General features: G+C 50.2%; 11 protein-coding genes. All 11 read right to left on the bottom strand.

Going from position 1 to position 15,513, the window contains the following annotated elements; all coding sequences use genetic code 11:
• Positions 1 to 216: 216 nt before the first annotated feature.
• The 11 genes from OEZ43_21075 to OEZ43_21025 all read right to left on the bottom strand — a co-directional run bounded on the left by OEZ43_21075 (position 217) and on the right by OEZ43_21025 (position 15,513).
• Positions 217 to 567, bottom strand: coding sequence for a helix-turn-helix domain-containing protein (locus tag OEZ43_21075; protein MDH5548079.1), 351 nt, complete (start codon positions 565 to 567; stop codon positions 217 to 219).
• A 510-nt stretch (positions 568 to 1,077) separates the two neighbouring features.
• Entirely contained in the window at positions 1,078 to 7,143 is a 6,066-nt protein-coding gene (locus tag OEZ43_21070) for a JAB domain-containing protein (protein MDH5548078.1), read from the bottom strand.
• Complete coding sequence (locus OEZ43_21065; protein MDH5548077.1) at positions 7,143 to 8,270, bottom strand: hypothetical protein; 1,128 nt, start codon at positions 8,268 to 8,270, stop codon at positions 7,143 to 7,145. The genes OEZ43_21070 and OEZ43_21065 overlap by 1 nt, the downstream gene beginning before the upstream one ends.
• Positions 8,270 to 9,562 carry a hypothetical protein gene (locus tag OEZ43_21060; GenBank protein MDH5548076.1) on the bottom strand — a complete coding sequence of 431 codons (1,293 nt, stop codon included), beginning with the start codon at positions 9,560 to 9,562 and terminating at the stop codon, positions 8,270 to 8,272. The genes OEZ43_21065 and OEZ43_21060 overlap by 1 nt, the downstream gene beginning before the upstream one ends.
• Before the next feature lie 8 nt (positions 9,563 to 9,570).
• Positions 9,571 to 9,933 carry a hypothetical protein gene (locus OEZ43_21055; protein MDH5548075.1) on the bottom strand — a complete coding sequence of 121 codons (363 nt, stop codon included), beginning with the start codon at positions 9,931 to 9,933 and terminating at the stop codon, positions 9,571 to 9,573.
• A gap of 62 nt (positions 9,934 to 9,995) precedes the next feature.
• The gene (locus OEZ43_21050) at positions 9,996 to 10,412 is read right to left on the bottom strand and encodes a hypothetical protein (GenBank protein MDH5548074.1); all 417 of its coding nucleotides are present in this window, start codon (positions 10,410 to 10,412) and stop codon (positions 9,996 to 9,998) included.
• A gap of 68 nt (positions 10,413 to 10,480) precedes the next feature.
• Complete coding sequence (locus OEZ43_21045) at positions 10,481 to 10,693, bottom strand: hypothetical protein (GenBank protein ID MDH5548073.1); 213 nt, start codon at positions 10,691 to 10,693, stop codon at positions 10,481 to 10,483.
• Positions 10,694 to 10,713: 20 nt separating this feature from the next.
• Positions 10,714 to 11,046, bottom strand: a complete 333-nt coding sequence (locus tag OEZ43_21040) for a hypothetical protein (GenBank protein ID MDH5548072.1) — start codon at positions 11,044 to 11,046, stop codon at positions 10,714 to 10,716.
• The gene (locus OEZ43_21035) at positions 11,046 to 12,341 is read right to left on the bottom strand and encodes a hypothetical protein (GenBank protein ID MDH5548071.1); all 1,296 of its coding nucleotides are present in this window, start codon (positions 12,339 to 12,341) and stop codon (positions 11,046 to 11,048) included. Before OEZ43_21035 ends, OEZ43_21040 begins: the two co-directional genes overlap by 1 nt.
• Positions 12,342 to 12,412: 71 nt before the next feature.
• On the bottom strand, positions 12,413 to 14,419 hold the full coding sequence (locus OEZ43_21030; GenBank protein MDH5548070.1) for a tail fiber domain-containing protein: 2,007 nt from the start codon (positions 14,417 to 14,419) through the stop codon (positions 12,413 to 12,415).
• A complete protein-coding gene (locus OEZ43_21025; protein ID MDH5548069.1) occupies positions 14,419 to 15,513 on the bottom strand; it encodes a hypothetical protein in 1,095 nt (364 codons plus the stop codon). The genes OEZ43_21030 and OEZ43_21025 overlap by 1 nt, the downstream gene beginning before the upstream one ends.

The following is a 15,513-nucleotide window of genomic DNA, read 5'->3' as shown; positions in this document are numbered from 1 at the left end:
TGCTCTGGGGACATAGATTTACCATCCACCATGATGCGCGGCCCGTGATCGGGTACAACAATCGGGGTTACTGTGATCCCAGATACATTGACTGTTTCCATAAAAACACCTACGGTTATTTAGTTGTTGCGTTGAAAACAACACTTAGCTTAGTATGATGTTTCGTTCAGCGCAACATTTTTTTATCTAGGGTGCTTTTTGGGGATTGAATTGGCCTTAACTAGCCTTGGGTTTTGTAAATCTATAGGCAATAGCCGCTTCGTGTACCCCTTGTGCAATGCGATCTTGCACGGCGTCAGGTAGCTCATTGAACTCAGCTATTTTCGGGTGAATGAACAAGTCGGCCACGGTTAAACGGCGTCCATAGCCACGGGAGAACGCTGAAGCGATACGTTCCAGTGTGTCTTGGGTGTAGCCGTTATTGTGTTCGACCCGTCGAATGGTGGTGTGGTCTATCTCTGGGTTGCACTCTTGTGCCAATCGACGTTGAGACCAGCCTAGTTTTTCGCGCATGCGAAAGACCGTAGAACCGGGGGCGTCGAAGTTGTTGGGGTTGTAGGTAGTCATTATATTATTGTCGCTTATTCTATAAATGGGTGTGACAGTAGCTACTACAACATGTTTTGTATTAAGTGTTGCTTTAGTGGCAACATTTTGTCGTCTATAAGTAGACAATGAGGTTACTTTCATCGTGGATTCTCCATTACAGGTTTTGCTCAAGAACATAAATAGCGAAACGCGGCGGCGGTTGCAAGCGTCTAATTTTGTGGATGTCGCGCAACTAACGACCGTTAATAAACATAATGAATACAATAACCTTGCAACATAAATCATATAAACCTACTCCTTTAGTAGTATATAAATACCCTAATTATATTGATATAAATATTAGTCCAACTCTAATGGAGGGAAATAAATGCACGAAAATAACCAATATACTGCGCATGAAGCCTGTTCCATGCTCAATATGGTCGCCGATTACCTAAAAGGCAGGGATCAAGCTATAAACCAAAATATATGTCAAGCAGTGGGGAAACTGCTACATGAAGTTTTATATGTAGTGGAGGGGTGCATTGTTCACGGGGAAGGGGTTAAGTAGTCCTCAGCCTCGTTGATCTTATTTAATCTATCATTCAGACGTTGGATATCGCGCTCATATTGAGCGCGATATTTTTCCAACTGAGACTCAGAAAGTCGCCCTTTATTCGCCAATAACGCTTTGCTATCTAGCCACCGATCTTTGTCCTTCATTGCCTTTTCGATGTCCTGTTTCTCGAACGAAATCGACTCAGCAAAACGCTGAGGGCGCAACTTAACGCCGAGCGAACCGAGTATCGCATCCCGGCTTTCAATCTCGTAACCCAGGCCGTCAATGCCAGTGAAGCCCTGCATGCCCAACGCCTCAGCAACACCGTTAGCGGTCTCCACAACAAAGCCTGCCAGCCCTGGATCTTCGCCCGCTGATTCGGCTCGAGCTTTGTCCGTTGCCAGCCCTTCGATGATTTTTTGCTGGTGGTAGCCGCCAGGAGTTAGTGGATTGGACGGAGACCATGCTTGGTACAGATAGTTAGCCAAAGCGGCCCGCTTATCTTCTGCCGTTGCACCCTCCTTGTAGATAGGCTTGCCCCGCCAATCCTCATTAATCAGGATATCGTATAACGCATGAGACGGGTTTGATCCCAACAAATCAGATCCCCACCATGACGCATACGGTACAGACGCCGCTCGATTACCCGACTCTGCCATAAACGGATTACCCATGGCGTGCATACGCGCCATGCTCAAGCGATAACCGTCCAGGGAGGGTAGATATGGCACATTAGGTAGATTTACGGTATTGCGTGCGCCCCAGGCTGCGCGGCCTTTATCCCAAGGTGGACTGGCTGTATTTTGCGCCTCCTCAGCCGCCCAATATTCCCCAGGGCCAGCTTCCCCATCGGCAGACAGCGCCGCGTAATTCATGCCCTCATAGGCAGCAACCAGAGCCAACACACGCTCTGGGTGGTGTACGACATTGCGGGCAATTGCCGGTATTGCAAGGTAGGTATAGCTGATAAAAGGCGATCCAACCGGGAAGTCCCGCATTGCTTTCACCACGGTAGGGAGATCGTTATAGTCAAAGAAGAATTGCTGCGCAGTCGTAACCGATTGTTCCGGGCTTTTGCCCTTCGCACGCTCAGCTTGATACACCGCCAATTTAAATATTTCATCTTCGAAGCGGTACAGTTTTTGTGCTGCATTGCCTGCCGCAGTCACAGGTTTCAGGCTGACTTTCAATCCCTTCAAAGCGGGCTCTCTCATCGCTTTCGCTATTGCCGCCCCGCTAGCAAACTTACCATCGGCTTCGCTCACAGCATTGCGGGAATTGATATACCACTCTTTGGCCCGCATCATAATATCCGTCGAAAGAATGGCGTCCGGAATTTCCGGTTGCTTTAACAATTCGTCGGCAAGATCTGCAATTGCTTTTGCGTTACCTCCGTCCGCAGACGTGATCGAACTGGACCAATCCGCACCGAACAACCCGTTTTCTCTGGCCTCTACCCAGACATCCGATTTTTCATTTTGCCGCGCCAAATTAAACGCCTTGGCGAGATCGAAAGGGGAATACCCCGCCATGTAAAGCATTTCCACATTTGAGAAGGCATTGTTTAAATGCGTGACCGGGTTATAGACAGTTTTGTATAACTTCCACTTGTTGACAGACGCACGATAAAACTGGTCTATCGTAACGCCAGTGCCGGGAATCTTGGTATCGCCAACGGGTCCCAACACTTTGAGATTGCGACCGTAACGGCTTATGCCATTCCACACGTCAGGGCGCACATACATCCCCGCCAACGCGCCATAGCGTTTCATTGGCGAACCACCAACAGCCGTGACGGGCACCTGCTTCCAGTTCGGTATCGGGTCTTTACTCGCCCACGCACTGCGATCAGCAACCGTCTTATACAGCGTAGCCAAACTGAGGTCATGCGACACTTCGCCCATGCCGCGAACGTAACGATAACCTGCGTCTTTAATCTCGCCCCAGGCATGACGCTCAGCATCCGTCCAATCCCGATGCAACAACGCTTGCCCCTTACGCGTGCCACGGATCGACCATACACGTTCCGTAGGACTGAATGTACCGTCCAGCTTGGCAACAGGCCCTAAAGTCGGGTCAAGTCCGGGTCCAGGTCCACCTTCAAACCCGACGATAGACCCGTCCTCACGGGCCAACCTTGCAACTTCATCTTTCAGGAAAAAGAACGACCGTAGTTTCCCGTTTTCGCCACCAGTATATTCCACTAACTCTTTCTTTTTCAGATCCCGTAGTTGGGCGCGCAGATCGTTGAGCCGCGCATTATTATCGGCGCCCAATAAATCCGACCGTGACTTTTCTAATGTCTGGATTTCACTGCGCACCTCGTCTACCTGGTTCATGACCGACTGAGCGCGAGGACTCATGTAATTGCGATCAATGAGTTCATCTTTCCCGCGTGCAATCGAATACGATCCAGACAGTGTTTGCCCTTTGGCCAAACGAAAGTCCTTATCCAAGCCAAGATGCTTTGCGTAGTAACGATGCAGATAGCCGCCCGTCTCTAATTCCTCTGGGAGCATACCCAGTTCTTTCATGCGCTCACCCGCTTGCACCAAATAATCGTCGAGAATTGCGGCCTGACGATGCACTAGGTTGAAGTCCTGAATGATTCCGCGATTCTCAATGAGATCGGCCATTTGAGCACGCTCGCTCGGGCTGAAGTTCTTGAGCAAAAACTTACCCACTTCCTCGGTTTGCCGATCCAATAACTGGCGCATCAATCGCTGCTTGCGCTTGAGCTCACGCACCTCAGCAGGACCGCGACCGATCAACGGTAGTCGCTCAATCGCATTGCCGAGTTTTACCCGCCCTTTATCCGCAATGCTCCCCGGTCCCCACAGTTTTGCCGCACGACCGCCCTGAGAGATCAACAGCCCCAGGCCTCCACCTTTGCCTACATCCAGCCACCACTCAGGGCTGCCCATCTCATGTTCGGACGTTGTGCCTGCATACGTTCCACCAGCAATAGCCGCCGCGAGATTGCGACCCGGTTCTCGCACGAAATCCCGCGCAATTTCCTTAGCCGCCACACCAAACGGATTTGAATAGAACGTGGATTGTTCTGGGATGCCTTCTTTGGTTTGGTGTGACTTGCCCGAACTGTCAACCACATCAACAAGGCGTTTTTTTGTTGCAGACGCGAACGCATTCATGTTTCCAGCGACCGCCTCAGAGTCCGACCGCACAAAAAAACCATCGGCCTGTGTCTCATCCAATGCCTGTAAGAGCCGCTGAGAACCGCCCTGTTCGCCACTGCGCAAGGTGCGCATTTCATCCACTGTCATTGGTAAAAAGCCGACTGGGCGACTCTGTGCGTCTACCAATAAAACACCATCTTGATTATTACCCAGTTCGTTCATAACCGCGTGGGCTTGGTCTACGGATTCTATCGGTTCATGAGGCGTTTCTTGCCCAACCAACCGTCGTTCAGTGACAGGTATAACGCCCGAACGGGCTTGTGCGTTTGTAGGTACGCTATTAAGTTCAACCCCCTCGCCAAACAGGCTATGCACCTTGCCGCCTGGAGCAATGGCAACCGATCCTTTCAGCTCAACACCACTGCCCCGGAGAAGATCATGGATCTTCGAGGTTAATACTTTATCGGCTTCACTTTGTGAAACGCCGCCCGTGGGATGATTGTGTGCAATCCACGCAGCCTTTGCACCTTTCGTATTCGCCGCCACGCCAGCAACCAATGTTGGATCTACGCTTGCCTCTCGTTGGCTGCCCTTATGTAGTTTGGCGATGCGCAATACATTGCCCGCATCATCCGTTACAACCGTTACAAAGGATTCCTGTGCGTCTTTGCGGATCGGCGCAATCACATGTGCGAGATCGGCGCTATTACGAATCCGCGATATGCCGGTCGGGAAGGTGCCAGTCTCCACATGCTTTACTTTGCGGCCAAATGTATCCAATGCGGCCTTGCGCGTAGGCAGGTCAGCATCGGCGGGGAGAAAAAGTAGCGGCCTGTTCGATGAAGGCGAGTAAGGTTTAAATCCGTCTGGCGACTCGATTTTAAATCCATCACGCAAGAGATCCTTCTGCGCACCCGCTTGTGGGTTAAATAAATCCCCTTCACCTTGGTGTGGTGCCACATAGCCTTGAGGGGCCTTAGCCGCCTCTTTCTGGCGAATAAAATCGGCTAGTTGTTGTTCTCCAGGTCGGGGTTTGTCGATGCCTGGGAGGAAATCTGTTTCCGCTCCCGTTCCGGGTTCAATACTAGCCCGTTGCGGAACTCGATCCTCACTCCGTTCCGATAAGCGAAATCCCTCAGTTTGTCCAGGCTCGCCGGTTTCCCGCTCCCCTTGACCTTCTTCGAGTGCTCGTTCTCGTTCGTAGTAGGCGTCAAGCTCTGCTTCTCGTTCTTCATGTGCGCGTATCTCCGCATCAATCCGTAATAAGTCGTCCTCGTCCAAAGGTCGGGCCGGAACAATAGTGCCAGCATCCGTGCGAATCACAAACTCCGCATCGGTGTCATCTATCGCAACATCATTGTCGTGGAAGGTGTAGTCGCTGTCACTACCGAAGTTGGAATCCTCTGGCGGGCGACCATAGTTCGGGTCCATTTGCGCAATCTCATCGTCTGACATTTGACGCGCAGAGGAATAAAAGTTTTCACCATTTTCGGCTCGCCAAAGCAAGTCCTCCAGTTCTTTTTTGTCCCGGCTCTTGAGATAGCCACGGCCATAGAGCAATTCAGCCAAATCATCCAGCGAACGGCCGGCACCGGAAGTTTGTTCTATCCCAGGCAACCCTGGAACACGCCTCGAGAGATGCTTTAGCCTCCCCGCCCAATCCGAATCCTCAGCGACATTAATACCACCGAGCTTACGGATCGCCGTGATTAAATCGTCTTGAGACTCATCTACTTTGCGCATCTGTTGTGCGCGTTGTCTGGCTCTTTCCTTTGCGCTTAGTTTTGGTTTTGCGTCTTCAATCTCAGCAACCCGTTGTCGGCGAAGCCGGTCAGCTTGGGCGAGCAAATCGGTACGCACCGATTCGTCACTGGTCGCTCTGGCCAGTCGCTCATACTCGTTAGCGAGATTTTGATAGTCCGCTGCGGGTTTGCCTTGCTCCTGTTGATGTGCATTTTCTACGGGCAACACTTCGCCTTCTTTCGTACGCAACGGTGCCTCAGTTGGCGCTATTGGAGATTCACCCGGCAAAGCACGTATAACATCGGACGAAGGCGCAACCACGTCACCTTCGGGGGTCTTTATCACCCGTGCCAGCATTTGAGCGGCTTCTGTACGCGCCACGCCGGTTTTGTCTGCTTCTTCGAAAACCGCACTTAGGCCTTGGCCAATTTGCTCATCTATAGCGCCCGTGTCAGCGCCTTGCTTGCTGCGTAAGGCCCACAGTTTCTTAAAACCTGTACCGACTACCCGAATTAATAGATCCAGCACAGGAGCAGCCACCGCCCCTGTCCCCGCGCGTATACCCACATTACCGGCATCAACAACTTCGCCATGATCGGCCATTTGTTCGGCGATAGCACTGGCGCCTTCATATGCACCGCCAACACCCGACAATGTAGCCAGTCGCGCAAGTCCACGGAGGGTCGCACCGACACCGCCTGCCGCTATAGCAGTGGGGTCCACGATTTCACTACCTGCGGCACCGAGGAAATCCGCCGCCTTTTCCCCGAATGTTTCTGCCTCTGGCATCGCCAGTTGCCGTTTCGCAACCAGCTCACGCAACACCCGGTCTTTACGATTTTCGTCGGGCCTCATGACTTTGCCTGTGACGGGATCAACCTGCGGTAAAAAGTCGCTCGCATATTTGAGCAGGTTCGCACTCAGCCCATCATGACTTTCAAACGCCGCGCTTGTGCGATCAAAGAATCCCGGCCTATCTAATGCCACATACTCACGATTTTGGGTTTTTATGCCCTGCATAAAACCAGGATAGGGCGGTTCCGTCGCAAACAAGTCTTGCTCGCTTTCTACCGTAGGAGGGGAGACAGAGGGGGGCCGCGAACTGATCGGTGTAAAGCCACGTTGAGGCACAACCTCCTCATCGTCTTGTCGATTCGACAGAGGAACAAACGGCATTAGTAGTAATACCCGATTAGTTTTCCGTTCTCGTAGACTTCAAAACCTTTGCCCGGTATCCATTGGCCAAGATCACCAAACCCGTCATTGTGCGCGCGGATTCTCGCGCTCGTGATATTGGGATCATTTTCTGGTTCGATATCGGTGGACGATGGAGAAGCGATACCTGGATCTTCACTTATACTCGGATCTTCGCTCATCCCTGGCGCCAATGCGGTCGGATCGTTCAAGCGGTCACGGTATACTTTTAGTGCGCGTGTACTGTAATCGTTGTCATATTTTTCGCCGAGCTTGCGGGCTAATTTTCGCTCGTCATGCACTTGTTTTAATGCAGCATCCCAGGCTTCCAGTTCGATCGTTTTTTTGCTTTTATCTAACCGATGACTGCGACCACTGCTTGACGAGTTATATGCCTTCAATGGTTCGCCGGTCTCGCTATCAGTAGCAATGGAATAACGCGCACGTCCGTCCAGCCCGACACTGTAATCCGCATATCGAGGTATGCCGTTCTTATCCACGACTTTCGCACGCCCGGTATGCACGACGCTGTTCTTATTGGCGATATTAGCCTTCATCGCATCGTTTGTAACGGTATCTAGCACATCGCTGAGCGCATCATTGCGCAAGCCGATACCAAAGGCTTCTTGGCTAGTTTTTGCAGTTCGGGCAGTGCCCAGAGGTGTTTCTTGAACTATCTCGCCAGAATATTGATCGAGCACCGTGTTTTCGTTTGCCTTGAAACGTGGGGACACCGATAACTTGTTGCCCGCGTTCATTAGCATGATAGGATCGTTTGTCGCCTGTTCGCCCTTTTCTAGCATACGATTGCGTACCGTATTGCCCGCCGTTCGACTCACTGCTTCGTCTGCCAATGCCTGAGTGTTGGGATTAATGCCCAGCACGTCATAGGCAATTGCCATGGCGACTTCATCTTCCGGCGTAAGTTTCTCAGTCAGATAAGGGAGTTCTGGCCCCAACTCGGACGCATTACGCAATTGTAGGTCGCCGGATAACTCATCGTCACGATTGCGTTTTTTAGTCAGTAGATTGACTAGTTCTGTTTTCTTTTTATCTCGCTGTAGCGACCCAAGCAACCCGTGGTTTAGGATGTCGTTGATCGATGGCATTATTTAACCTCAGCACCAAAACTGTATCCAGAGGTCTGTGAATACTGCCCTTTACCGAGCCCGAACAATCCTAGCAATTGATCAATTTCATCGAGACTTAATTGCTGGCCTTTTATAAACGAATCAAATAACGCGATATTGTCTTGTAGTTTCGCATTCAAATTGGTTGAATCCGCCGCAACCTGATTTATGCCATTTTGAATATTAACGTCCTTGGCCGTATTCTGATTGGCCAAGTCTGCCGTCAGACGGTTTGATGCTTCCTGGATACCAATATCTTTAGCCGTGCTCTGATTGGCCAAGTCTGCCGTCAGACGGTTTGATGCTTCCTGGATACCAATATCTTTAGCCGTGCTCTGATTGGCCAAGTCTGCCGTCAGACGGTTTGATGCTTCCTGGATACCAATATCTTTAGCCGTGCTCTGATTGGACAAAGCAGCGGCGAGTTCATTTTCCACATCCCGGATATTAATATCCTTAGCCGTGCTTTGATTGGCCATAGCAGCCGTGAGTGCATTGCTGGCACTAGCTTTATTGGCGTCTAAGTCCAGGCCCGCTTGCGTGATATTGATATCTTTATCCTTGCCTTGATTCGCTAGCGACGCCTCCAAAGCCTTGCCCGCATTAAACTTGCTGGCATCCAGCGAGCGTCCTTGCTCATCGCCCATGAGCAAGGCAATTGCCGCTTCGGTTTCTTTCGCTATCGCATCAATACTGGATGCGTGTTCGGAACCCGCATCTTGCCTGCTTTTGGCTTTTTGTGCGGTTGTTAGGCTCGCGTCACCCGCAATCTCACTCAACACTCTGTCCAACGCGCGGTTCGCCTTTAGTTCGCGTGTCGCTCCAGCACCGCCGACAGCACGGAGTTGATCAGGCGACAACCGATCATAGTTGAACCCGCCATAGTTGACATCGCCCACACCGTCTATCGTTGCCGTCTGGAGAGATTGAGTAAACACATCGTTTGGCCTACTGATGCGCCGTGCGTTGACGCTATTTGGCTTCGTAACCGATCTAGCGGTTACCGAAGCAGGAGCCACAATCTTATCTGTCCCAACATTCCAAGGTTTGACAATGCTACTCGCCGCCACGTTATTGGGTGCTAATATTTGTTTCGGTGTTACATATTCACTTTCGCCCAACCATCTGTAGTTCGGTACATCGGTCGCAGTGGTGGCGAAGTTTTTGATACGTCCGTTGGTGTAGGTATCTAGCGCGTCAACAAACTCTTGCAATTCTTCTGGAGAGCTAACGCGCGACCTTGAATCAGTATTGCTACCGCTAAAGCTCATATATCACCTCAATGTATAGTCCGCTCTAACCAACGAACAGTGCCTTTACTGCGCACATGCGCACATACCGATTGCACGCCAGGGTTTGCTTTTATTGCCTGCGCTTTGAGTTGCCACAACAACTGCCTTGGAGCCCAAGGCGCAACCACTGCTTCCGCGATATACAGGTGCCGCCCCTTGCTTAACTCGATAGACCTCTGCCCTAGTGCGTCCAAAAAACCATCGTGTCGGAAAAGTGCTCGACTATCGTCGTCTAGCAAAAACCAGCCGACCCAACCATGAATGACGCCATTCGCATACGCTAACCATTGGTCATTCTGTAATAACCAGTCGATGACGGGAGCGTGTAAATCCCCCGCCCCTTCATACAAAGACCCCTCACGACAAAACATTGTCGTGAGGGGCTTTGTTAGTGGGTGCCGAGGCTCAAACATCACAGATCGAGCATGTAGCCCCAAAAGCTATACTTGGCCTTATGGGCATTCATGAGCGGTTGAGCCGCGTTCAACGCAACGTATACCGCTGTATTTGCCGACAACCGTTGGCCAAGCAAAGCTGCCGCACCAGGGGCCATTTGGCCATTCGCGGCCGTATTTGCGTTTAGATCGACGGCAAAACCATCTGGATCGGCACCCGTGCCCATGTCATAGGTACACGCTTCGCCTTCGGGGTTAAGACTGATCGGCACAAGCCCCAACGGGACAAACCCCGCAGGGAGATCGCCGATGTACCCACGGTCGCCTACTGCAAGGTTTTGCTGCGCATAATCGACTTCAAATACAACTTCACGGAACCGTGTAGACTGCGGTTGATTACGGCCAACCACGTCTCGCATATCATAATCTGGCATAGCTTAGTTCTCCTTAGCTAAGTACAAAACATCAATATTGACAATACCAAGTATAGCGATAGTTTCTCTCATAGCAACACTAGGCGCGCATTGCAAGTCACATCGGGAATCAAAACCAGTGTATTTTGGTCCGAGGCATTGGCGTCCACTTTAAACTGTACATAGTCGTCTGCCCATATACACAGGAATCCAACCTCACGCCCCAGGCCGTGGCCCACTTGGACCGGAATAGTTGCTGTCACAGACAGGTCAACGACATCGGACACAATCATTGCGGTCATAACAACACCCCCGTGCCAAGTTACGGCTTAGCCGCTACTAAAATTTCGTCAATTTTTGCCGACACGTTAGCAACAACCGTATCCCCCGACAGTAACGCGATACCCGCAAAGTCCCCTTTATGCAGTCCTGGTTGCGAGCCGATTACTAGCGACGGCACCACAAGCTGCCCCAACATCGTGTCGCCCGCTTTACTCACGTGGCCAGACCCATCGCCGGAGGGAACGGGCGAAAAGTCGATGACTTGGGACCCTACGACGGAGTTGATGTAGTCCGCGATTTTTTGAAAGTTCGCATTAACTTTCGCTGTCGATATCGGGTTTGTCTCGTCAAAATAATCAATCGTGATCGGCATTATTCGCCTCCAAACTGATAGTTGGGTGTAAATGATTCGATCTCACAATACGCACTACCGAATAACACGTGTCGAAAAACCGTGCCCGAAAATTCCGGTGAAAAACTGCGCCGAACTGGTGGCACGGGATACGGTTCGCCAGGACTGGTTGCAATGCTTGCCCATGTATCCTGTGTCTCGTCGCTTGTCGATACTGTTCGTGAATACCGTTGTTTACCGTCCGTATACACATCATAAGTCACACCAGATCGCGGAGAACCATTGCAAACCAGTATTGACTCACCCAAATATGCGCGACCGTCCCCGGACGGATTCGGTATCGTGGACCACGTATCGAACAACCAAATATAATCTTTTTGCGTACCATCCAAAAATTGATCCGGCAAGTCGTCCGAACCGAGTGCGAATAGTCCGCTGTTACCATAAAAACAAATCGCAGTGTCGCTCTTGACCACGCCGCGCACATGATACCCGGTAATTTCACCACAACGTTTTGTGTCCACGTGCATAACAAACAATCTGCCGTGCAGCACGAAGAAAAGCAGACGACGCGCCTCGTCGAAAACCATCGACGAATGCACCCCTGATGAATTAAAAAGTGGCTCGATATCGTCGCTCATTGGATCGGTTGACGACAGTGTGAAGACGCCTTTATCCGCAAGCCTGTACATTTCTTGCCCGTCTGACGCTATCGAATTCGCGCCCGCGCAACCGACCGATGAAATAATTCTGGGCTTCGAGTAATTGAGAGGCGAATCCCCTTGTGTTGCATAAGTAGCATGCCTCAACCCAATGATTAAGCTGTCGCCAAAGCCGTGTATAGCCTCAACACTGTCTTTCTGCGCACCTTGTGCTTCCAATGTCCATAACGGATTCCATTCTCCCGGATTGTCGTATTGACAATGTTGGATACGATTCTCACCGTAGCCGATGAACAACCGTCCTTTCCATGTTTCAATGCACGTTGGTATCGGGATAGCATACGGCTGATTGCTACCATCCAATAGTGAATTAATGACAGGCTCGAAAACAAAGTTGGCACCACGCATCGCAATATACCAAAGTCGCCGCAACCCGTCCGCCACGTAGAATCTGTCTTCACGTTCAGCGTTCTGTGTTAGCGCCTGGAAATTCACGCCGCGCAAAAACCAACCCACCGATGTGATATCCGTTGTTGCTGAACCTTCAACGACAACAATGCGCCCGTCTTGTTCTACGACCCATCGTCCAGCCCATTCGACCGCAGATGTGACATTGCCACCGAGTAGCTGTACAACACCAGGGCGTGTTCGCATTCCCCCTTCTTTCGTTGGCAAAAGATTTCGCGCGTTGCGGAGAAATCCTTGGCGTTGGCGGACCGTTAGCATTAGTGGTATGTCTCCAATGCTTCGACTTTTTCGCTCAATTCTTGTATCGCTTTTACCAGTACTGGCAGAAGTTTTCCATAACCAGCTTCAAGCCGTTCGGGATTCGATGCGTATACCAGTCCCGGCAATGAGTCACCATCCGATTGTGCTGCCTGTAGGTCTTGCGCAATGAATCCAGTATCTTCTATGCCAAATTTTCCGCCATCTCGCATCGCCCAATCAAACCGCACAGGTCTTAATTTTGAAACAAAGCCCAGGCCTAAATTGAGATCACGAATGTTCGTCTTGTCCCGTCGATCAGATAACGCCGTTATCGTAGTGACTTGAGCGCGTATTGCTGTTACAGAAGAATTTCCTAGAGTAACTTCGTTGCTTGCACTTGAAGATGACGGATTAGCGTTATAGCCAATGGATGTATTATTTGTCCCTGTTGCTGTCGCAAGGCCTGCGTTGAAACCCACCGCTGTGTTATAGTCGCTATTCACAGTATACAAAGCGCCGTGACCAATCGCAGTGTTAGACGATCCCGTCGAATTGGTCCTTAGCGCAGTTGCACCGAAAGCCGTGTTATAGCCCCCTGTCGTGTTTGATAGTAATGCCTCGTGCCCAAATGCAGATCCCCATGCCCCCGTTGTGTTATTTTTCAGTGCCAAATAACCAAACGCCGATTGAAAACTCGCAGTGCTCGCATTTAACGCTTGATAACCGAACGCTGAATTATAGTTGCCTATAACATTAGATCCCAGGGCCTGATATCCTAGTGCCGAATTATATGATCCTGTTGTATTTGCAGTAATTGATGATGCTACGGCGGTGTTACCTGTCCCTGTTGTATTAGACGAAAGAGCTGAAACACCCACCGCCGTATTATTGCTAGCCGAATTATTCTCCAGTGCCGCATATCCAATCGCTGAATTATATAACCCCGATACATTGCTCTTTAGCGCATAATTACCTACCGCAGTGTTATATGCCCCGGTCGTATTTGATGTAAGCGTTTCCATTCCAAATGCCGCGTTACCGCTAGCGGTGTTTGATAATAACGCTCTCGATCCTATTGCAGTATTGGAATTTCCTGTCGTATTTGATGCGAGGGCTTGAAATCCGTATGCTGAGTTGTCCTGGCCTGTCGTATTCGCGACTAATGCCGCATACCCGAAAGCCGAATTTGCCACGCCAGTTGTACTATATTTAAGCGCAGAAGACCCAAACGCCGATGAATAACGCGGGATGCTTGTGTCTAATGCATTCAATGCATCTTTGCCGATCTTTGTTGAGTATTGTTCACCACTAACTGTGTTGATGAACGGATCGTTAAGCGTAGCAGTGTTCAACGTGCCGTTCGTTGATGACATGTCCGTAATCGTGGGATTTGATAACGTCCCGTTTGTCAGAGTGCCACCATTCTCTGGCACGGCTCCTATATTGGCAGCCGAAATCGCACCGTTTGGGTAGCTCGTAAATACACCATACTTACACGTATCTATAAGGCCGGATGTCATCGTTGCCGAAAAAACAACAGTCGTTAGATCATTACCCGAATCATAAATTGCACTTGATACGTCACGAACTTCATCAGGAGTCGCGTTCGTGAACGAAACCAGAAACCGTCTACCGGCTTCCGCCTCACCTGTCCAATCTCCGGGCGCAATATTCAGCGACGTACTTGTAACGTAGTTGCAATTTGTGCCGGCCGGCAATGACTGCCATTCGTCGGTCTTTATGTTTGTCAGATTCCGACCGTCAATAACCGGTAAGGGATCGGGTATCGGGATATTTAACAGGGCTGCTGCATCGACTGCGGGGAGAGGATCGGGGAAATTTGACCCGTCTACGTTGATTTTCGAATCAATCAGATTTTGAAATTCTGTCGATTTTGGCCTGTCTCCAGGCTCAAAGTAGCTTTTAAGAGTCGTATCGCTAACTGCTGCTGCGAAAATCGGTATACTTGCGCCAGAAAATAAAACCAACAACAGAAAAATGAAATAGTGTTTGTCAAATCTCATTACATCACCTGCATTACATAGACAGATTCGTACCCAACCCCGCTTAATGACGCGGGAACCGTTTTGCGCATCGCACCGCCTGTGCTCGATACCGCATTCACGCTTGTTGTGCCACGCGCCATTCGCCAATCACTGATAATGCGCAACACATCCAGATTCTGCACCAGCGCATTGTTCAACCGGTCTTGATACAGCCCGCGATACTCCCGAGGCTCGTAAACTAACTTGTCACGATCAAAACTACCGGCAAATAAGCCGATAACCCCGTAGTACACGACAAGTTCAAATTCATCCGGGATGATTTCAATAACGAGAGGCCGCGTATAATGCAAGCCAAAGGAATATTCTTTTTCGGGTGCCGGAAACAGATGCACTCGCTTACCGGCTTCTGTCGCGTAGACTTTCGGCTCACCACCTAATAACTGATTACCCGCTTTCGCCTCTTGTCGCATTGATATCAATTTTTGTAGTGATATCTGTTCGAGTTTTTTGGGTCCATATACACCGATCACTTTGTCGATGTCGCCTTGCAAATCGATCACGTCTGCCCCGGCTTCCAAGTAAGATGTCGTGAAATTTTCAAGGAACCACAGACGCGGCTTAACGATTTTCATATCTTGCAACACACGAGTAATCCAACGATTAATCCGCGCCCCTTTTGCTGTGTAGTTCTCATACTCGTCTAGTGCGTCCTCTGTTTTAGTCATCTCTGCGAGTTCGATCATGAGATTTTTAGCGCGGGCGTAGTTTGGCTGGGGAAATGGTTGTAACCCTGTTCCGTCATCCAATGTCAGTAGCGCAAACAAATCGCCGCCAACCGTAGGCGCAGAGAACGTCCCAGAGAACAGTAATTCCCCCGTCGATTTATATGCCTGTACGCGATACAAACTGCCCTGTGTACCCTGATCATTCGGCCAGAGTGCCATGGTGACTTGGCCGTTAATATCTGTCGAAAACGATTGTAACGCTCTTGAGATAAATCCGTCCGTCGAACTGATATCTGATTTATCCAGTTGCACATACAATATTGCAGACGCCGACTTAGCACCCGTTTGATCGTTTAGATTAACTGTTACGTTTGCTGTTGCTACCAT

The organism is Gammaproteobacteria bacterium, assembly GCA_029881255.1.
GTDB lineage: Bacteria > Pseudomonadota > Gammaproteobacteria > S012-40 > S012-40 > JAOUMY01.
This window is presented reverse-complemented; position numbering and strand designations above follow the sequence as displayed.

What these genes read in the sequence shown, in the direction of transcription:
- OEZ43_21075 (MDH5548079.1), bottom strand. Translation starts at nt 567, where the DNA reads ATGACTACCTACAACCCCAACAACTTCGACGCCCCCGGTTCTACGGTC.
- OEZ43_21070 (MDH5548078.1), bottom strand. Translation starts at nt 7,143, where the DNA reads ATGCCGTTTGTTCCTCTGTCGAATCGACAAGACGATGAGGAGGTTGTG.
- OEZ43_21065 (MDH5548077.1), bottom strand. Translation starts at nt 8,270, where the DNA reads ATGCCATCGATCAACGACATCCTAAACCACGGGTTGCTTGGGTCGCTA.
- OEZ43_21060 (MDH5548076.1), bottom strand. Translation starts at nt 9,562, where the DNA reads ATGAGCTTTAGCGGTAGCAATACTGATTCAAGGTCGCGCGTTAGCTCT.
- OEZ43_21050 (MDH5548074.1), bottom strand. Translation starts at nt 10,412, where the DNA reads ATGCCAGATTATGATATGCGAGACGTGGTTGGCCGTAATCAACCGCAG.
- OEZ43_21045 (MDH5548073.1), bottom strand. Translation starts at nt 10,693, where the DNA reads ATGACCGCAATGATTGTGTCCGATGTCGTTGACCTGTCTGTGACAGCA.
- OEZ43_21040 (MDH5548072.1), bottom strand. Translation starts at nt 11,046, where the DNA reads ATGCCGATCACGATTGATTATTTTGACGAGACAAACCCGATATCGACA.
- OEZ43_21035 (MDH5548071.1), bottom strand. Translation starts at nt 12,341, where the DNA reads ATGCGAACACGCCCTGGTGTTGTACAGCTACTCGGTGGCAATGTCACA.
- OEZ43_21030 (MDH5548070.1), bottom strand. Translation starts at nt 14,419, where the DNA reads ATGAGATTTGACAAACACTATTTCATTTTTCTGTTGTTGGTTTTATTT.
- OEZ43_21025 (MDH5548069.1), bottom strand. Translation starts at nt 15,513, where the DNA reads ATGGTAGCAACAGCAAACGTAACAGTTAATCTAAACGATCAAACGGGT.